Source organism: Streptomyces sp. NPDC048623, from assembly GCF_040650755.1.
Taxonomy (GTDB): Bacteria; Actinomycetota; Actinomycetes; order Streptomycetales; family Streptomycetaceae; genus Streptomyces.
Map to the genome: position 1 here is coordinate 322,944 of NZ_JBEZHV010000004.1, position 18,759 is coordinate 341,702.

16 protein-coding genes are annotated in these 18,759 nt (G+C 74.6%); 8 read left to right on the plus strand and 8 right to left on the minus strand.

Translation table 11 applies throughout. The features are described from left to right. Position 1: 1 nt before the first annotated feature. The 5 genes from AB0C73_RS08575 to AB0C73_RS08595 form a co-directional block, all read right to left on the minus strand. Positions 2-2,419, minus strand: coding sequence for a right-handed parallel beta-helix repeat-containing protein (locus AB0C73_RS08575; protein ID WP_362526225.1), 2,418 nt, complete (start codon positions 2,417-2,419; stop codon positions 2-4). Positions 2,420-2,566: 147 nt separating this feature from the next. Further along, positions 2,567-3,175 (minus strand): hypothetical protein, encoded by a 609-nt coding sequence (locus AB0C73_RS08580; protein WP_362526228.1) that lies wholly within the window; start codon positions 3,173-3,175, stop codon positions 2,567-2,569. Positions 3,176-3,397: 222 nt separating this feature from the next. Further along, a complete protein-coding gene (locus AB0C73_RS08585; protein WP_362526230.1) occupies positions 3,398-4,240 on the minus strand; it encodes an MOSC N-terminal beta barrel domain-containing protein in 843 nt (280 codons plus the stop codon). A gap of 37 nt (positions 4,241-4,277) precedes the next feature. After that, positions 4,278-4,823 (minus strand): DUF6643 family protein, encoded by a 546-nt coding sequence (locus AB0C73_RS08590; RefSeq protein ID WP_362526233.1) that lies wholly within the window; start codon positions 4,821-4,823, stop codon positions 4,278-4,280. Between the two features lie 451 nt (positions 4,824-5,274). Continuing rightward, positions 5,275-6,462 carry a glycosyltransferase gene (locus AB0C73_RS08595; protein ID WP_362526235.1) on the minus strand — a complete coding sequence of 396 codons (1,188 nt, stop codon included), beginning with the start codon at positions 6,460-6,462 and terminating at the stop codon, positions 5,275-5,277. Positions 6,463-6,520: 58 nt separating this feature from the next. Between AB0C73_RS08595 and AB0C73_RS08600 the strand changes: the two genes are divergently transcribed. The 7 genes from AB0C73_RS08600 to AB0C73_RS08630 all read left to right on the plus strand — a co-directional run bounded on the left by AB0C73_RS08600 (position 6,521) and on the right by AB0C73_RS08630 (position 14,663). After that, positions 6,521-7,309: an aspartate/glutamate racemase family protein gene (locus AB0C73_RS08600; RefSeq protein ID WP_362526237.1), complete on the plus strand. Its 789-nt coding sequence runs from the start codon at positions 6,521-6,523 to the stop codon at positions 7,307-7,309. A gap of 60 nt (positions 7,310-7,369) precedes the next feature. Further along, positions 7,370-7,945, plus strand: coding sequence for a hypothetical protein (locus AB0C73_RS08605; RefSeq protein WP_362526238.1), 576 nt, complete (start codon positions 7,370-7,372; stop codon positions 7,943-7,945). A gap of 299 nt (positions 7,946-8,244) precedes the next feature. After that, positions 8,245-9,927: an apolipoprotein N-acyltransferase gene (gene lnt, locus AB0C73_RS08610; RefSeq protein WP_362526402.1), complete on the plus strand. Its 1,683-nt coding sequence runs from the start codon at positions 8,245-8,247 to the stop codon at positions 9,925-9,927. Between the two features lie 82 nt (positions 9,928-10,009). Continuing rightward, positions 10,010-10,492 carry an NUDIX domain-containing protein gene (locus AB0C73_RS08615; RefSeq protein WP_362526240.1) on the plus strand — a complete coding sequence of 161 codons (483 nt, stop codon included), beginning with the start codon at positions 10,010-10,012 and terminating at the stop codon, positions 10,490-10,492. Between the two features lie 55 nt (positions 10,493-10,547). Next, a complete protein-coding gene (locus tag AB0C73_RS08620) occupies positions 10,548-11,381 on the plus strand; it encodes a 3-hydroxybutyrate dehydrogenase (RefSeq protein WP_362526242.1) in 834 nt (277 codons plus the stop codon). Positions 11,382-11,483: 102 nt separating this feature from the next. Continuing rightward, positions 11,484-13,373, plus strand: coding sequence for a GAF domain-containing protein (locus tag AB0C73_RS08625; protein ID WP_362526245.1), 1,890 nt, complete (start codon positions 11,484-11,486; stop codon positions 13,371-13,373). A 90-nt stretch (positions 13,374-13,463) separates the two neighbouring features. Then, on the plus strand, positions 13,464-14,663 hold the full coding sequence (locus AB0C73_RS08630; protein WP_362526248.1) for a CaiB/BaiF CoA-transferase family protein: 1,200 nt from the start codon (positions 13,464-13,466) through the stop codon (positions 14,661-14,663). Between the two features lie 36 nt (positions 14,664-14,699). On the opposite strand, the gene AB0C73_RS08635 is transcribed toward AB0C73_RS08630, so the two are convergent. Then, complete coding sequence (locus AB0C73_RS08635; RefSeq protein WP_362526250.1) at positions 14,700-15,554, minus strand: LysR family transcriptional regulator; 855 nt, start codon at positions 15,552-15,554, stop codon at positions 14,700-14,702. A gap of 69 nt (positions 15,555-15,623) precedes the next feature. Between AB0C73_RS08635 and AB0C73_RS08640 the strand changes: the two genes are divergently transcribed. Beyond that, positions 15,624-16,556 (plus strand): EamA family transporter, encoded by a 933-nt coding sequence (locus AB0C73_RS08640; RefSeq protein ID WP_362526252.1) that lies wholly within the window; start codon positions 15,624-15,626, stop codon positions 16,554-16,556. Between the two features lie 32 nt (positions 16,557-16,588). Here the strand turns inward: AB0C73_RS08640 and AB0C73_RS08645 are convergent, their stop codons facing one another. Continuing rightward, positions 16,589-17,683: an AI-2E family transporter gene (locus AB0C73_RS08645; protein ID WP_362526255.1), complete on the minus strand. Its 1,095-nt coding sequence runs from the start codon at positions 17,681-17,683 to the stop codon at positions 16,589-16,591. A gap of 123 nt (positions 17,684-17,806) precedes the next feature. Further along, positions 17,807-18,751 (minus strand): threonine/serine dehydratase, encoded by a 945-nt coding sequence (locus tag AB0C73_RS08650; RefSeq protein WP_362526257.1) that lies wholly within the window; start codon positions 18,749-18,751, stop codon positions 17,807-17,809. Between the last annotated feature and the right edge of the window lie 8 nt (positions 18,752-18,759).

Consider the following 18,759-nt stretch of genomic DNA (forward strand, 5'->3'; position numbering starts at 1 on the left):
ATCACGGCAGTTCGGGAAGGTCCTCCGGGTAGAGCAGGGTCAGGTCGTCCGTGCTCGGTTCCGCGAGCGCGGCGACCCGGCCCGCGTGCCGCTCCACCATCGCCTCGAAGGTCTGGCGCGCGGTGCGCCCGTTGCCGAAGGTCGGGCCCTTGGGCAGCTCGGCGAAGTACTTCACCAGAGCCTCGCCGCTGCCCTCCGCCAACCGGTACTCGTGCTCCTCGGCCTGCTGCTCCACGATCCGCAGCAGCTCCTCCGGAACGTAGTCCGTGAAGGAGATGGTCCGTGAGAAACGGGACGCCACACCCGGGTTGACGGTCAGGAAGCGCTCCATCTCCGCCGTGTACCCGGCGGCGATCACCACCACGGCGTCCCGGTGGTCCTCCATCAGCTTCACCAGGGTGTCGATCGCCTCGCGCCCGAAGTCCCGCCCCGAATCCTCCGGCGCGAGCGCATAGGCCTCGTCGACGAACAGCACCCCGCCGCGCGCCCGGTCGAAGGCCTCCTGGGTGCGGATCGCGGTCGAGCCGATGTGCTCGCCCACCAGGTCGACCCGGGACACCTCGACCAGATGGCCCCGCTCCAGGACCCCCAGGGCGGCGAGCACTTCCCCGTACAACCGGGCCACCGTCGTCTTGCCCGTCCCCGGGTTGCCCGTGAAGACCAGATGCCGGCGCGCCGAGACCGCCTTGAGGCCCGCCTGCTGCCGGCGCCGGCCCACCTCGATCATGTTCGTCAGCGTCCGCACCTCGTGCTTGACGCTCTCCAGGCCCACCAGCGCGTCCAGTTCGCCGAGCACCTCCCGCGAGGACCGCGACGCCACCGGCTGCGGCGCCGGAACCGGCGGCGGCACCGCGGCGGGGGAGCGGGGCGCGGGCACCGTGCCGAGCAGGCCGCCCGTCGACCGGGTGGCCGTGACCACCCCGCCCGCCTCGGGCAGGGCCGGGGCGCGCACCTGGCTCTCGTCGCTGGTGCAGTCCTCCGCGACCGGCCCCTCCTCGGGGAACTCGTAACCACCGCGCGAGCAGCGCTCCGTACGGCACTTGCGCAGGGTCGTCCGGCAGCCGTCCATCACATGGAAGCCGTAGCCCCCGCTGCCCGTCACCCGGCAGCCCAGGAACGAGCCGCGGCCCTCCGCCGACACATAGAAACCGGCCTCGGCCGGCGAGGTGACCGTGCACCGCTCGATCGTCGGATCCGCGCCCTTGGTGACGATGACACCCGTCTGCACCGCGTCGATGGTGCAGCCGCCGAGCGTGCCGCCGCTGCCGTGGTCCCGGAACCAGGCGCCCGTGGACGCCTCCCGGATCCGGCAGTCGTCCAGCTGCGCCGTGGCCCCGTCGCTCACCGACACGGCCGTGTTCCGCACCTGCGACAGATCGCTGTCCACGACGTCCGCGCGCGAACCCCGGTCGAGGACGAAGAGCGCGTCCGGCACGTCGTGCACCCGGCAGGAGTCCAGCACGGCCGTCGCACCGTCGCTCACCCACACCGCCGGATAGTCGCCGGTGCTGTCGTGGATCTCGCACTGGTTGGCGTCCACCCGGGTCCCCGGGTCCCACACCGAGAGCCCGTTGCGCCCGAACCGCCGCACCGTCGACCGGGTCAGCGTCAGGACCGAACGGGAGCGCAGATCCACCGCGTTCTCCGGCACGTCGTGGATGTCGCAGTCGGAGAGCGTCAGCACCGCGTCCGTGTCCAGGGTGATGCCGTCGGCCGAAGTCCGGTGCACCGCCGAGTCCGTGAGGTGCGCGGTCGCCCGGGCCGCGATCTGCAGACCCGCGCCCTTGATCTCGTACACCTCGCAGCCGATGCCCTCAAGACCACTGCCCTCGCCGGTCACCGTGATCCCGGCGCCCGAGGCGTGGTGCACCCGGCAGCGCTCGAGTCGGGGATGCCCGCCGCCGCGCACCGAGACCCCGGACTGCCCGGCGGACACGATCTCGCACTCCTCGAACACGCCGCCCGCACCGTCGAGCACGGCGATCCCGACCCCGGCGGGATTGTCGACCGTGCAGCGCCGCACCGTCGGCCGGGCCGCGCCCCGTACCTCCAGACCGGCCGCCGACCTCGTGACGATCCGCAGATCGAGCAGCTCGGGCGTGCCGTCCTCGACGAGCAGCGCGGGCGCCGCCGCGTCCTGCCCCTCGACGTGCAGGTCCTGGAGCGTGGCCGAGGCCCGTACGGTCAGCGGTACGCCGTCGGCGGGCGCGATCCGCACCGAGCCCACCGACCCGTCGCCGCCCCGCAGGGTGACGGCCCGCCGGATCACGAGGTTCTCCCGGTAGGTGCCCGGGGCCACGGTGAGGACGTCCCCGTCGCCCGCGGCCTCCAGGGCGGCGGCGAGGGAGGGGTACTCGCCCGTGCGGCGCCGCCACCGCGACGTACCGGTGTGCGTCACCTGGACCGTGCCCTGTGCCATGGGTGTGCTCTGCCCCCACCTCGTGCGTCGACTGTCCGGCGCCCCACCGTAGCGTGCGCGGCGCCACCGGGTTGACGGGTCGCCCGGCTCTCCTCCGGCCGGCTCTCCTCCGCCCGGCTCTCCCGTCCCCGGCCGGCTGCCGCCGGGTCAGCTGCCCGTGCCCGTACGGCCCCAGTCCGGACCCGCCTGGGCCCAGGCGCGGTCCAGACGCGCGTACCGCCGCTGTGTCAGCCGGTGCACGACGAGCCGGCGCAGGCCCTCCACCAGGAACGCGGCGAGCAGCGCCACGGTGAGCCCGGCGATCAGCGCGTGCGCGCGGGCCGTGTCGGGGTGCATGGGCGGGGTGACCGCCCGGCCCGCCCGGTCCGTCCACAGGGGGAAGACGTCACCCGCGTGCGCGTGGTTCCTGGTGGTCGTCACCGTCCCGGTGCGCGCGCTGCCGTCCGGCGCGGTCCAGTTCGCCACGACGGCGGGCCGCAGCCGCTGCTCCGCGCCGAGCTCCCCGTCCCGGTCGGCCTCGCCGGCCGTGTCGGCCGGGCGCACCACCTGGGCCACGGTCGGCACCCGTTCCTGCTGTTGCAGACGCACCGAGCGCTGGAGCGAGGCGTTCGCGGAGACGCCGGCGGCCCAGCCGGCCGCGGGCACGCCCAGGCAGAGGAGCAGGGCGGCGACCAGCGCCACCCAGGCCTCGACCAGGTCCGTGGTCCGGCGCAGGGGATTGTGCCGCCAGCGCCAGAGCCCCGTGGCTGCACGCACGCTCCGCACCCCCTCGACTCGTCGACGGTTCCGGGACGGACCCCTGGGGCCCGTCCGGCGGTTGCCGCTCTTCCAACGAGTGTCCCCCGGGGGTGGGTTCCGCGCCTCCCGGGGAAGTTTCCGGCCGTCGTGCGGCCACCCCGGGAAGCAGGCCAGGATCGCTCGGCCGTGGACCGCTCGGTGGAGGATCGCTCGGTGGAGGAACGCTCGGTGGAGGACGGCTCAGTCGAGGATCTTGACCGGGTCGCCGACCCGGATCACGCCCTGGTGCTCAGGCACCAGGTTCTGGCCGAAGATCAACCGGTTCCCGTCCGCGCGGTGCCGCGCGAGGGTGCGCAGCGGCTCCTTGCCGCGCTCGCCGGTGCCCTGGTCGGTGGTGGTGACCACGCAGCGGCCGCAGTTCCGGGCGACCCGGAAGACGACGTCGCCGATGGACAGGCGCCGCCAGCCGTCCTCGGCCCAGGGCGCGGTGCCGTCGACGACCACGTTCGGCCGGAAGCGGTTCATCGGCAGCGGGCCCTCGTCGGCGTGATCGCCCTGGGCGATCAGGGAGTTGAGAGCGTCGAGAGAGGAGGTGGTGGTGAGGAGCAGCGGATAGCCGTCGGCGAAGCTGACGGTCTCGCCGGGCAGCGCGAAATCGGGGTCGACCGGGCGGCGCCGGGCCGGGTCGTCCATGTGGACGAGCCGCACGTCGCTTTCGAGGTAGGCACTGAACCAGGCGTCGGCGGCCGGGTCGGCCGGCACGGCCTCCACCATGGTGCCGAAGATCTCCACCGGGATCGTGCCGCCTTCGCCGGCGGTGCTCACCGGCTCCGGCACCCGGACGGTGAGTTCCTCCCTGCCGGGCCCGGACAGCGTGACCGAGCCGTCCGGCAGCAGCGCGGCGGAGGCCAACGCCAGCCGTGCGTGCTGGCGTTGGGTCACGACCTTGCCCGCGGTGTCCACCACGGTCCAGCGGCGGTCACCGGCCAGTCCCCATGGCTGGACCTCCGCCTCCGCGGGGGTGAACCCGCGCAGTGCCTTGACCGGGTGGACATGGACGGAGCGCAAGACAGGATTCGGCATGCCCTCATCCTGCCAGTCGCCCCGCCCGGCGCGGTCGTCAGTATCCGCGGCCCTGGTAGGGGCGGTTGTACGGGTCGTCGTACGGCGAGGGGGCGGGCGCCGGGGCAGGGCGCGGCGCCGCCGGGCGCATCGCCTCGTACCCGGTGGCCATCGGACGCGGCGGCTGCGGCGCCTGCGGGCCCGGGTAGCCGCGCGGGGCGACCGGCTGCTGCGGGATGTACGGGGTGGGCGCGGGCTGCAGCGGCACCGGGGCCATCAGCTGCGTGGCCGGGGCGGCCTGCGGGGCCGCGGGCTGCGGGTAGCCGTACGCGCCCGCGTGGCCGTGCCCATGGGTGTGGTAGGCCGGGGCGGGGGGCTGTGGGGAGGGCGCCGCCGGGAGGGCGGGCAGGGCCGCGGGCAGCGCCGGCAGATAGCCGCTGCTGCTTCCGGCGTAGCCGTTGCCGGTGTCGTACGCGGAGGGCACTCGGATCGGGGCGATCTGAGGCGTGCCCCGTTCTGCGACGAGGGAGTCGTAGATCGGGGTGTCGGGGAACGACGGCGCGGTGTAGTAACCGCCTCCGTAGGTGGAGCGCGGGGAGGTCATGGCCATAAGTTAAGCCCACGATGTGCTGGATGGGGAGCCCGGTAAGAGGGTTGTTTGACGGGTTCGTTGGGACCGCCGATCGGTAATGTGAGCGAATCTGACAAAAACGGTCGCCAAACACGTCCAAGATCCGGAAAAACCCGAGCTGGGGAGGGGTTACCCGCGGGTCGGGCAGGGCACTTCGGCGGTCCGTTCGGACCTTGTGCAAAGAAATCCTGACGCGTACGGCGACCGGATGGCCGCTGATGTTCACGCGTGATGTTCACGCACGCGGGGGCAAGAGTTCCCCGAACCCGTCATCGTCCGGTCGCTCTTCGTGTCGGAATGCGCGCGGCGACGCCGGGTGCGCATTTCGGAGCGGCCGGGTCCGGCGGGTCCGCCCGGAGTTCCGGGCGGTCGGACCCGGGACGGCGCGCCGTCAGCGATCGCGGGCGGTCAGGGTCGCGGGCGGTCAGCGGTCGGGGGCGGTCTCGGGGCGTGCGTACGTCCGCCCCTTCCAGGCGGCTCCCCGGCCCCGGTAGTGCTGGACGGCCGAGTCCACCGTCATCAGCAGGTAGAGGAGCGCGGTGAACGGGAGCAGCGGCGCGAGCCAGGGCGGCTGCCGGTAGTAGCGGAGCATCGGCAGATACGTCCCCGCCATCACCGCCCAGGCGAGCCCGCCGGCCCAGGCGGCCGCCGAGTCCCCGGCGAGCAGGCCCGCGACCAGGGTGCCGGGCGGCACCAGATAGACCAGGGCCAGACCCGCGACCGTGCCCGCGAGCAGCAGCGGGCTGTGCCGCAGCTGCGCGTAGGCGCTGCGCGCGACCATCCACCACAGATCGGCGAGCCTCGGATACGGGCGGACGCTGTCCACCCGGTCGGCGAGCCCCAGCCACACCCGGCCGCCCGCCCGGCGCACCGCGCGGGCCAGCGACACGTCGTCGATCACCGCCTGCCGGATCGCCTCCGGCACCCCGGCCCGCCGGGCCGTCTCCGTCCGCAGCAGCACACAGCCGCCGGCCGCCGCCGTCGCGAGCGGCCGGCGCCCGTCGATCCCGCGGTTGATCCAGCGGAACGGATAGAGCTGGCAGAAGAAGTAGACGAAGGCCGGCACGATCAGGCGCTCCCAGCCGCTCGCCACCCGCAGCCGCGCCATCTGCGACACCAGGTCGATCCCGTGCCCGGTCGCAGCCCGCACGAGCAGCCGCAGACTGTCCGGCTCGTGCGCGATGTCCGCGTCCGTCAGGAGCAGGAACTCCGGTCCACGCGCGCGTGCCAGCGCCATGCCGTGCCGCAGCGCCCACAGCTTGCCCGTCCAGCCCGGCTCCGGTTCGCCCGGCGAGACCACCGTCAGCTGGAGCCCGCCGTGGCAGTCGGCCAGTTCCCTGGCGAGCCGACCGGTGCCGTCCGAGCTGCCGTCGTCGACCAGGATCACCTCGGCCCGCCCCGGATAGTCCTGGGCGAGCAGCGAGGGCAGGCTCAGCGGCAGCACCTCGGCCTCGTCCCGGGCGGGGACCACGACCACCACCCCCGGCCACTCCGCCGGCGTCCCGGAGGGCGCGGGAAGCCGCTGGTCGGTGCGCCAGAAGAAGCCCTGGCCCAGGAGCAGCCACCCCCAGACGGCCAGAGCGGCGATCGCGATCCACGCAAGCGGGCTCATTCGCCGCAGTCTGCCCCAGATCGGCGGGGAATCAAGGGTGGTCGGCTAGGGTGACCGGGTGAAGATCGCACTGATGGACTCCGGAATCGGCCTGCTCCCGGCAGCGGAGGCGGTCCGCCGCATGAGGCCCGACGCGGACCTCGTGCTCTCCTCCGACCCCGACGGCATGCCGTGGGGCCCGCACACGCCCGGGGAGATCACTGAGCTCGCCCTCGCCGTCGCCCGGGCCGCCGCCGCGCACGAGCCGGACGCCCTGATCGTCGGCTGCAACACCGCCACCGTGCACGCGCTGCCCGCGCTGCGCGCCGCGCTCGAGCCCCGTATCCCGGTGATCGGCACCGTGCCCGCGATCAAGCCGGCCGCGGTCGGCGGCGGCAAGGTCGCCATCTGGGCCACCCCCGCTACCACCGGCAGTCCCTACCAGCGCGGTCTCATCCGCGACTTCGCCGACGGCGCCGAGGTCACCGAGGTGCCCTGCCCCGGTCTGGCCGACGCCGTCGAGCACGCCGACACCGAGGCCGTACGCCGGGCCGTCGCCGCCGCGGCGGAGCTGACGCCCCCGGACGTCCGGGCCCTCGTGCTCGGCTGCACCCACTACGAACTCGTCGAGGAGCAGATCCGGGCGGCCCTGCCGCGCGCCGCCGGGCAGCCGGAGCTTGTTTTCCACGGCTCCGCCGGGGCAGTCGCCGCACAGGCGCTGCGGCGGATCGGCGCCGAGGCCGACCCCGCGGCGGCCCCCACGGGCGGCCTGACCGTGCTCCACAGCGGCCGGCCGGGCACGCTCACCCCGGCCGCGCTCGCCTATGCGCAGGGCCGCGTCCTCGCGGTGGCGGCCGTCGCGCACTGAGCGTGTCCGGACGGCTCCGCCCGAGGCGCCGCGACCGCGGAACGTGCGTAGGCTGTCACCATGAGGGACCATTCCCCGAAACAGGGTCCCGAGGGACCCGCACCACCGGTCTGGACCGGCCACGCGACCAACCGGCTGCAATGGCTTCCGGCGATCGGCGGGATCGCCTGCCTCGCGCTCGGCGTGCTGCTCGCCGTCGAGTCGCCATGGGCCTCGGGCGACGCCCCGCTCCTGATGGCCGTCATCGGCTGCATCGCCGCCGGCCTCCTCGTGCTCTTCGGCACGCTGGCCTTCGTCCACGTCGCCGTCCGGGTCGACGACCGGGCGATGGAGGTGCGCTGCGGGCACATCGGCGTCCCGCGCCGCCGCATCCCGCTGTCCCACGTCGTCGACGCCGACGTCGACCCCTCCGTCACCCCGCGCCAGTGGGGCGGCTGGGGCTACCGCTGGCGCCCCGAGAAGGGCACCGCCGTCATCGTCCGCCGCGGCGAGGGCCTGGTCCTGCGCCTCGGCGACGGCCGCACCTTCACGGTCACGGTCGACGACGCGGAGTCGGCCGCCCGCACCATCCGCACCCTCCTGCACCGCGCGGCACCCCCGAAGCCACCGGCCCCGACGGGCCGGGCGGGGGCCTAGGGGGTGTCTCGCCGATCATGCCGGGCTCCCGGCGTCTGGCACCGCGCCTCGCCGCGTTGTCGTCGGTCGGCAACTCCCCCGTTGCCCTTCGGGCACGGGAGGTGCCCCCTCCGCGTTGACTCCCTCCTCCGCCTTGCGATCCACGCCACCAGACGCCGCTCGCTGATCCGGCCTGATCGGCGAGACACCCCCTGGCGCACGCCCCGCCCGGCGTGCGAGGCACCGAAGGGGCGCGTGAGACGGGACGTGCTCCTGGTGGGAGCGCCGGGCGCCGTAGACTCCGGCACGTGAGCACCGTCATCGCCCCCGCCGACGCGCCCGAGTCCACCCCCGCCCCGGAGCGGGCCCGCGGCCTGCGGCTGCTGCTGCGGCCCGGTGCGGCCGTGCTGTCCGGGCTGCTGCTCTTCCTGAGCTTCCCGCCCCGGCCGCTGTGGTGGCTCGCGCTGCCCGGCTTCGCACTGCTCGGCTGGACACTGCGGGGCCGCCGGGCGCGGGCCGGGTTCGGACTCGGCTATCTGGCCGGGCTCGGCTTCCTGATGCCGCTGCTCTCGTGGACCGGCGAGGAGGTCGGGCCCCTGCCGTGGGTCGCCCTCGCCGCCGTGTCGGCCCTCTTCGTCGGCGCCGTCGGCCTCGGCATCGCTGTGGTCTCCCGGCTGCCCGCCTGGCCGGTGTTCGCCGCCGCCGTGTGGGTGCTCGGGGAGGCGGCACGCGCGCGCGTGCCGTTCGGCGGGTTCCCCTGGGGCAAGATCGCCTTCGGGCAGGCGGACGGGATCTTCCTGCCGCTCGCGGCCGTCGGCGGCACCCCGGTGCTCGGTTTCGCCGTCGCCCTGTGCGGCTTCGGCCTGTACGAGGCGGTGCGCCTGGTCCTCGCCCGGCGGGCCGCGCCCCGGAGCCGTACCGGGGAACCGGCGGACCCGGACGCGCCCCCGGCGCAGGCCCAGGTCCCGGCCCCTGCTCCGACCTCTGCTCCGACCTCCGCCCCGGCCCCCGCGCGCGGGCCGCTGCTCGCCGCCGCGCTCGCCGTCCTGGTGCCCGTCGCCGGCGCCCTCGCCGCGCTCCCGCTGGTGTCCGACGCGCCGGAGGACGGCACCGCCACCGTCGCCGCCGTGCAGGGCAACGTGCCCCGCCTCGGCCTCGACTTCAACTCCCAGCGCCGCGCGGTCCTCGACAACCACGCCAACCGCACCCGCGAGCTCGCCGCGGCGGTGAAGGCCGGCAAGGAGCCGCAGCCCGACTTCGTGCTGTGGCCGGAGAACTCGTCCGACATCGACCCGTACGCCAACCCCGACGCGTACCAGGTGATCGACGAGGCGGTCCGCGAGGTGAACGCGCCGACCGTGATCGGCTCCGTCATCGCCCCCGAGACCGGCAACCTGCGCAACACCCTCATCCAGTGGGACCCCGAGAAGGGGCCGGTCGCCGAGTACGACAAGCGGCATGTGCAGCCCTTCGGCGAGTACATCCCGATGCGGTCCTTCGTGCGCCTGTTCAGCAGCGACGTCGACCGGGTGCGGCGCGACTTCGGGCCGGGCAACAAGGTCGGCGTCTTCGACCTGGCCGGTACGAAGGTGGGCCTGGCCACCTGCTACGAGGCGGCCTTCGACTGGGCGGTCCGCGACACCGTGACCGATGGCGCGCAGCTGATCACCGTGCCCAGCAACAACGCCACCTTCGGGCGCAGCGAGATGACCTACCAGCAGCTCGCGATGTCCCGGGTGCGCGCCGTCGAGCACAGCCGCAGCGTGGTCGTCCCGGTCACCAGCGGGGTCAGCGCGGTCATCCGGCCGGACGGCACCATCGTCGCGAAGACCGCGATGTTCACCCCGGACGTCCTGGTCGAGAAGGTGCCGCTGCGCTCCTCGCTGACCCCGGCGACCCGGATGGGCACCCTGCCCGAGGCGCTGCTCGTCGCGGTCGCGGCGGCCGGTCTCGGCTGGTCGGTGACCCGGTCCGTGCGCGCCCGCAGGGCCCGTACCGCCTGAGGGGACCGCTCGGGCGGAAACGCCGCCGGTCCCGGTCCGCTGCCGGCGGCCGGGCCGCCCGTAGATGATCTAGGGTCGGGTCATGGGCACCCCTGACTTCATTCGTGACATCCGCGCCTCGGCCGGCCACCAGCTGCTCTTCCTGCCGGGCGTCTCCGCCGTCGTCTTCGACGACCGGGGGCGCGTGCTGCTCGGGCGCCGCGCGGACACCGGGATGTGGGCGATCGTCGGCGGCATCGTCGAGCCCGGCGAGCAGCCGGCCGCGTGCGCGGTGCGCGAGGTGTACGAGGAGACGGGCGTGCGCTGCGAAGTGGAGCGGATCGTGCTCGTGCAGACCCTGCGCAAGCCCGTCGTGTACCCCAACGGCGACCAGTGCCAGTTCATGGACGTCTCGTTCCGCTGCCGGGCCGTCGGCGGCGAGGCCCGGGTCAACGACGAGGAGTCGACCGAGGTCGGCTGGTTCGAGCTCGACGCCCTTCCCGAGATGAAGCGCTTCTCCCACTTCCGCATCGAACAGGCACTCAAGGACGAACCCGCGTGGTTCGATCACACGCCCCAGGGCTGAACTGTGTGTTCGGAGCACATCGGTCGGGGGTGGGGTGCTTCATAGGGTGCGGAGCATGAACGCCCCCATCACCACGGGACCCGTTCCCGCCCAGGCCGTCGTGCCCCGGCCCGCCCCCGGGCCCGTCACCCTCGACCTCTCCGGGCGCACCGCGCTCGTCACCGGCGCGGCCGGCGGCATCGGCCGCGCCTGCACCCTGCGGCTCGCCGCCGCCGGAGCCCGGGTCAGAGCCGTCGACCGGGCGGCCGAAGGCCTCGACGCGCTGGCCGAGGCCGCCCGGGACCTGCCCGGCGCCGTCGAGGCCCAGCTGCTCGACCTCACCGACCTGGACGCCGCCGAGGCCGCCGCCGCCGGCACCGACATCCTCGTGAACAACGCCGGGATCCAGCTCGTCCGCCCCCTCCACGAGTTCCCGCCGGACGTTTTCCACACCGTCCTCACCGTGATGCTGGAGGCCCCGTTCCGGCTGATCAGGGGCGCGCTGCCGGAGATGTACGCACGGGGCTGGGGCCGGATCGTGAACATCTCCTCCGTCCACGGACTGCGCGCCTCCGCCTTCAAGTCCGCCTATGTGGCCGCCAAGCACGGTCTGGAGGGCCTGTCCAAGACCGCCGCCCTCGAAGGCGCCCCGCACGGCGTCACCTCCAACTGCGTCAACCCCGGCTATGTGCGCACCCCGCTGGTCGAACGGCAGATCGCCGACCAGGCCGTCGCCCACGGCATCCCCGCCGAGCGGGTGCTGACCGAGGTGCTGCTCAAGGACGCGGCCCTGAAACGGCTGATCGAGCCCGAGGAGGTCGCGGAGGCCGTGCTCTACCTCTGCACCCCGCAGGCCTCCTTCGTCACCGGCACCTCGCTCACCCTCGACGGGGGCTGGACGGCCCACTGATCCGGCCGCCAGGGGGTGCCCGCGTCGTCCACGGGCGGTTGTCCACAGGCAGTTGTCCACAGGGCTGGTGCGACCCCCGGTGCGACCGGTATCCCTGTGACCATGACCCACGAACAGGCCGTCTACCTGGAGCTCCTCGCCCGCGGCGCCGCCACCGAGGCGTACGACCGCCCCGGGCTGCTCGCCCGTGCGAGCGGCGCGGGGCCCGAGGAACTGGCCGCGCTCGAAGAGGCCAAACTGCTCGCGCTCCGCGTCCGGGCCGAGCTGGAGGGCCGGCGCCGCCGCGAGGCCGAGCTCTCGGCGCTCTTCGAGACCGCCCACGACCTCGCGGGCCTGCGCGACCTGGACGACGTGCTGCGCGCCATCGTGCAGCGCGCCCGCTCCCTGCTCGGCACCGAGGTGGCCTACCTCAGCCTCAACGACCCGGTGCGGGGCGACACCTACATGCGGGTCACCGAGGGTTCCGTCTCCGCCCGGTTCCAGCAGGTCAGACTCGGCATGGGAGAGGGGCTCGGCGGCCTGGTGGCCCAGACCGCCCGCCCCTACGTCACCGACGACTACTTCCGCGACGAGCGCTTCCAGCACACCGAGGCCATCGACAGCGCCGTCGGCGACGAGGGCCTTGTCGCCATCCTCGGCGTGCCGCTCACCCTCGGCAGCCAGGTCATCGGCGTGCTCTTCGCCGCCGACCGGCGGGCCAGGGTCTTCGAACGCGAGCAGGTCGCGCTGCTCGGCTCGTTCGCGGCACACGCCGCCGTCGCCATCGACACCGCCAACCTGCTCGCCGAGACCCGCTCCGCACTCGCCGAGCTGGAGCGGGCCAACGGCATCATCCGCGAGCACAGCGGGTCCATCGAGCGGGCCTCCGAGGTCCACGACCGGCTCACCGAACTCGTCCTGCGCGGCGGCGGGGTCCACGACGTGGCCGCGGCCGTCTCCGAAGTCCTCGGCGGCACCGTCGAGTTCGTCGACGAGCGGCCCGGCTCCTCCCGTATCGCCGAGGGCCATGCCACCCGGGACGGCGACGACTGGATCGCCGCCGTGTCCGCCGGCGGCGAGACCTTCGGCGCCCTCGTCCTGCACGACCGGCCCGGCGTGGACCCCGTCGACCTGCGCACCCTGGAGCGGGCCGCGCTCGTCACCTCCCTGCTGCTGCTCGCCCGCCGCTCCGCCGGCGAGGCCGAGCAGCGGGTCCGCGGCGAGCTCCTGGACGACCTGCTCGACGCGCCCGACCGCGACCGGCGCCTGCTGCGCGAGCGTGCCGCCCGGCTGCGCGCCGACACCGACGTCCCGCACGTGGTCCTGGCCGCCCGGATCGACCGGGGCGGCGCCGGGGGAGAGACCGATCCCGGCGTACGCGAGAGTGCCGACCGGCAGCGGCTGAGCTCCGCCGCCTCGCATCTGGCCGCCACCCGGCACGGCCTGGCCTCGGCCAGGGACGGCGGCACCGTCCTGCTGCTGCCCCTCGGCCCCGGAGAGACCGCCGCCGAGCTCGCCCGGCAGACCGCGAGACACCTGGGCGGCGCGCTGCGTGAACCCGTCACCGTCGGCGCCTCCGCACCCGTCGCCGCACCCCTCGCCCACCCCGACCGGGTCGCCCCCGCCTACGAGGAGGCCCGCCGCTGCCTCGACGCCCTGCACCTGCTGCACCGGCAGGGCGAGGGCGCCGCGAGCGAGGACCTCGGCTTCCTCGGGCTGCTGCTCGCCGACACCCGTGACATCGAGGGCTTCGTCGAGCGCACCATCGGCCAGGTCGTCACCTACGACCGGCGCCGCGGCACCGATCTGGTGCGCACCCTGGACGCCTACTTCGCCAGCGGGATGAGCCCCGCCCGCACCAAGGACGACCTGCACGTGCACGTCAACACCGTGGCCCAGCGCCTGGAGCGGATCGGCCGGCTCCTCGGCCCCGACTGGCAGAGCCCGGCCCGCGCCCTGGAGATACAGCTGGCCCTCCGGCTGCACGCCCTCTCCTCGGCCGTCATACGCTGACGGCGCCCCGTTCCTTCCCCCTTCCGTCCCCCTCCCGTTCCCATGTGCTCCCCGATCCGCCCCCCCCGTACGGCCCCAGGAGGTCGCCCGATGACCGGACGCCTTGCAGACCTGCCGCTCACCGGCATCACCGTCGTCAGCCTCGAACAGGCGGTGGCCGCCCCCTTCGCCACCCGCCAGCTCGCCGACCTCGGCGCCCGCGTGATCAAGGTCGAGCGGCCCGGCGACGGCGACTTCGCCCGGCGCTACGACACCACCGTGCACGGCGAGTCCAGCTATTTCGTCTGGCTCAACCGCTCGAAGGAGTCGATCACCCTCGACCTCAAGACCGACGCCGGCCGCGAGGTCCTGGAGCGGCTGCTCGCCCGGGCCGACGTGTTCGTGCAGAACCTGGCCCCCGGAGCCGCCGCCCGCCTCGGCCTCGCCCCCGAGGCACTCGCCGAGCGCTTCCCCTCGCTGATCCCGGCCGGCCTCTCCGGCTACGGCACCAGCGGTCCGTGGTCCGAGCGCAAGGCCTACGACCTGCTCGTGCAGTGCCAGACCGGCCTGGTCTCGCTCACCGGCAACGAGCACGGCACCGCCCGCGCCGGGATCTCCGTCGCCGACATCGCCGGCGGGATGTACCTGTACACCGGGATCCTCACCGCCCTGTTCACCCGCGCCACCACCGGCCGGGCCAGGGCCGTCGAGGTCTCCCTCTTCGAGGCGCTCGCCGAGTGGATGCACCAGCCCGCCTACTACACCCGCTTCGGCGGCACCCAGCCGCCGCGCATCGGCACCCGGCACGCCACCATCGCCCCCTACGGCGCCTTCACCGCCGCCGACGGCAAGGACGTGCTGTTCTCCATCCAGAACGAACGCGAATGGGCCGCCCTGTGCGAGCGGTTCCTCAAGCGGCCCGAACTCACCGAGGACCCGCGGTTCGCCACCGGCTCCGACCGGGTCGCCCACCGCGACGCGCTCGACGCCCTGGTGGCTGAGCGGTTCACGGAGCTGGACAGCGCGGCCGCGGGCGCGATCCTCGACGAGGCCGGCATCGCCAACGCCGGCGTCAACGACATGGAGGCGTTCCTGAACCACCCGGTCCTGGAGGCCCGGGAGCGCTGGCGGGACGTACGGATACCCGGCGGCACGCCCGTCCCCGCGCTGCGGCCGCCCGCCGACCTGGCCGGCACCGAGCCGCGCATGGACCCCGTCCCCGCCATCGGCGAGCACACCGAGCCGGTCCTCGCCGAACTCGGCTACGGGCCGGAGGACATCGCGGCACTGCGCGCCGCCCACGCCGTCTGACCCCGGTCACGGCACTCGCCGCTCCGCGGCGTCGCGTCACGGCGCCCGGTACAGGCCGGTCAACAGCTCGATGACCGCCTGCGCCGCCGGGTGCGGGTCGTCGCGCCACCAGGCGAGCCGGACCGCGACCGGTTCGGCGTCGCGCACCGGGCGGTAGACCACGCCCGGGCGGCGGTACTGGCTGGCCGTCGCCTCGGCGCTCATGCCGATCCGGCGGCCGGTGGAGATCGCCGTCAGCCAGTCGTCCACGTCGCTGGTCTCCTCCGTCGCCGGCCGGGCGTCCGGCGGCCACAGCTCCGGCGTCGTGGTCCCGGTGCGCGGATCGACCAGGAGCGTGTGCCCGGTGAGATCGGCGAGGCGTACCGAACGGCGCCGGGCCAGCGGCTCGTCGGCGGCCATCACGCACAGCCGCCGCTCCAGGCCGACGATCGCCGAGTCGAACCGCCGGTCCTCGAGCGGCCTGCGCAGCACCGCCAGGTCGCAGGAGCCCTCGGCGAGCCCGGCGGTGGGCGAGTTCACCCGCACCAGCTGGAGCTCCGTCCCCGGGTGCGCCGCCGCCCACTGCCGCTGGAAGGCCGGGGTGTGCCGGCCGAGCGCCGACCAGGCGTAGCCGACGCGCAGCGTGCCCTCCCCGGCGGCCGCCACCCGTAGCAGCTCCGCCGCCTCCGCGAGCACCCGGCGGGCGTGCGCCACCACCCGCGTCCCGGTGGCCGTCGGCGTCACTGACCGCGAGGTGCGCCGCAACAGGCGTACGTCCAGGGCCTGTTCCAGCGCGGCCAGGGTGCGGGAGACCGCGGCCTGGGAGACGCCGAGCCGGAGGGCGGCGTCCGTGAAGGTGCCCTCGTCGACGATCGCGACCAGACAGCGCAGCTGCCGCAGCTCGATATCCATACGCCCAGCGTATAGATACCAGCCGATCATGCATTTTGCGCAAACGGCCGCGGCGAGAACGATCGCCCCATGCCCGCAGACCTCGCCGCCTCCTCCTCCCCTTCCCCTTCCCCCTCTCCGTCCTCCTCCTCGTCGTCCGTTTCCCCCGCCTCACCCGCGTCCGAAGCGCCCCGGACCTCGGCGGCCGGTGTGGCCGCCATGCTGGGCAGCGGCCTGTCCACCCAGATCGGCGCCGCGACCGCCTCCTTCGCCTTTCCCGTCATCGGGCCGCTCGGCGTGGTCGCCGTCCGCCAGTACGTCGCCGCCCTCGTCCTGATCGCCGTCGGCCGGCCCCGGCTGCGCGCGTTCACCTGGCGGCAGTGGTGGCCGGTGCTCCTCCTTGCGGGCGTCTTCGGCACGATGAACCTCTCCCTCTACACGGCCATCGACCGGGTCGGCCTCGGCCTCGCCGTGACCCTGGAGTTCCTCGGCCCGCTCGCCATCGCCCTCGCCGCCACCCGCCGCCGCGTCGACGCCGCCTGCGCCGTCCTCGCCGCGGCCGGGGTGGTCACCCTGATGCGCCCGCAGCCCTCCACCGACTACCTCGGCCTGGCCGTCGGCGTGCTCGGCGGGGCCTGCTGGGCGGCGTACATCCTGCTCAACCGCACCGTCGGCCGTCGCATCCCCGGCGCCCAGGGCAGCGCCGCCGCGGCCGGTCTGTCCGCGCTGGCCTTCCTCCCCATCGGCGTCCTCGTCGCGGTCCACCACCCCCCGACGCCCACCGCCCTCGCCTGCGCCGTCGCCGCCGGCGTCCTCTCCACGGCCGTCCCCTATCTGGTCGACCTCTTCACCCTCCGCCATGTCCCACCGGCCGCCTTCGGCCTTTTCATGAGCGTCAACCCGGTGCTCGCCGCCCTGGTCGGGTGGATCGGCCTCGGTCAGCGGCTCGGCCTGCTCGACGCGGCGGCGATCGCCGCGGTCGTCACCGCGAACGCGGCCAGCATCCTCACCTCACGCCGCTGATCACGCCCCTGATCACGCCGGTGACCCGGCCGTCACGACCCGCCGTCCGGGCCCTCCTCCGCCAGGGCCCGCTCCACCGCCCGCTCCTCGCGCAGCGCCGAGTGCACCGACCACACCACCGACACCAGGGGCACCGCCACCACCGCACCCACGAAGCCCGCCGCGATCGAGCCGGCGACCACCGAGATCGCCACCACCAGGGGATGCAGCCGCACCGCCCAGCTCATCACCAGCGGATGCAGCAGATGGCCCTCGATCTGGCCGATCACCACGATCAGCGCGACCACGATCCCCGCCACCAGCGGCCCCTTCGCGGCCAGCGCGACCACCGCGGCGACCGCGAGCGCCACCGGGGAGCCGATCAGCGGGATGAACGCGGCCGCGAACTCCAGCAGGGCGAGCGGCACCGCGAGCGGCACGTCGAGCAGCCACAGGGCGAGACCCACAAGCACCGCGTTCGTCGCCGCCACCAGGACGATGCCGTGGGTGTAGCCGGTGAAGGTGCGCCAGGCCGCCCGACCGCCGACGTCCACCCGGGCCTGCGCGGATCCCGGCAACTGCTCCCGGAACCAGGTCCACTGACGGTCGCCCGAGTAGATGAACAGCACCGCCGAGAACAACGCGAGCGCCAGCGTCGTCAACACCGCGACCAGCTGGTGCGCCCCGCTCACCGCCTCACTGATCAGCGTCGAACGATGGCTGGAGAGGAACTGCCCGATCCGCGCCTGCACATCCGAGAGCGCCCCCGGATCGAGCCGGAACGGCGGCCGCTCCAGCCAGTGCTCGATCCGCCCGGCCCCGTCCCGGAACTCCCGCACCAGCGTCGTGCGCTCGCCCGCCACCGCCTCGCCGACCAGCGCGAGCACGCCCAGGACCAGGGCGATGCCGCCGAGCACCGTCACGGCCACCGCGAGCGAGCGCGGCAGGCCGCGGGCGACGAGGTCCGCCACCGGCCGCAGCAGCGCGGTGATCACCAGACCGAGGAAGACCGCCACCCCGATCTCGTGGAACCGCCCGAGCACCGCGAAGAGGCCGTAGACGAGCGTGCCGACGACCAGCAGCCGCCACGCGTAGGCGGCGGCCGTACGGAGAAACGGGGCGACCGCGGGAGGCGAGCCTGGCTGCATGGCCTCGACGTACCACCCGCGCGCCGCCCGCCAACGCCCCCGCCCGCACATTCGCCCGACCGGACCGTCCAGGAGTCCCGGGCCGTCCACGGCCGGACCGCCCTCGCGCCACCCGTACCCGGGTCAGACCACCAGATCCGAGGGATCCGTGTTCGCCCCGCACAGCACCACGCACACCTTCTCGCCGCGCTCCGGCCGGTAGCCGCCCGACAGCGCGGCCAGGGCGGTCGCCGCCGCGTGCTCGACCACGAGCCGCCGCTCGTCCCACAGCGCCCGCCGCGCCCGTACGATCTCGGCGTCCGGCACCAGGAGCGTACGGACCCCGTCCTGCCGGGCCGCGTGCAGCGCCGCCGCCGACACCCGCCGGGCACCGAGCGAGTCCGCCGCCACCGAGTCCACCGGCACGTCCACCGGCGCCCCCGCCGCGAGCGCGGCGTCCAGGGCCCGGCAGTGCTCCGGCTCCACCGCCACCGTCCGGATCCCGTGCTCCCGCGCCGCCGTCGCCACCCCCGCGAAGAGACCGCCCCCGCCGACCGACACCACCACCGTGTCCAGGCCGGGAATCCGGTCCCGGAGCTCCTCCAGCAGCGTGCCCGCCCCGGCCGCGATCAGCGGATGGTCGTACGCGTGCGAGGCCAGCGCCCCGCTCCCGGCCGCGAACTCCTCGCAGGCCGCCAGCGCCTCCGCGTACTCCGTACCGACGAGCCGCACCTCCGCCCCGTACCCGCGCAGCCGCTCCACCTTCACCCGCGGTGCCGTCTCCGGCAGGAACACCGTCGCCCGTACGCCGAGGTCCCGCGCCGCCCACGCACAGGCGAGCCCGGCGTTGCCGCCGGACGCGATCGTCACCCCCGCCTCGGGGAGGGTGCCGGACTCGTGGTGCGCCTGAAGGAAGTTCCGTGCGCCGCGCGCCTTGAACGAGCCGGTGTGCTGGAGGAACTCAAGCGCGAGGAAGAGTTCGTGACCCGCCTCCCCGCCGTCGCCGCCGGGTACGACCGTGACCGGCCGGACCCGGTCCGCGACGCGTTCGACCGCCGCCTTCACGTCTCCGTGGCTGAGGGTCTGCACGCTGCCGC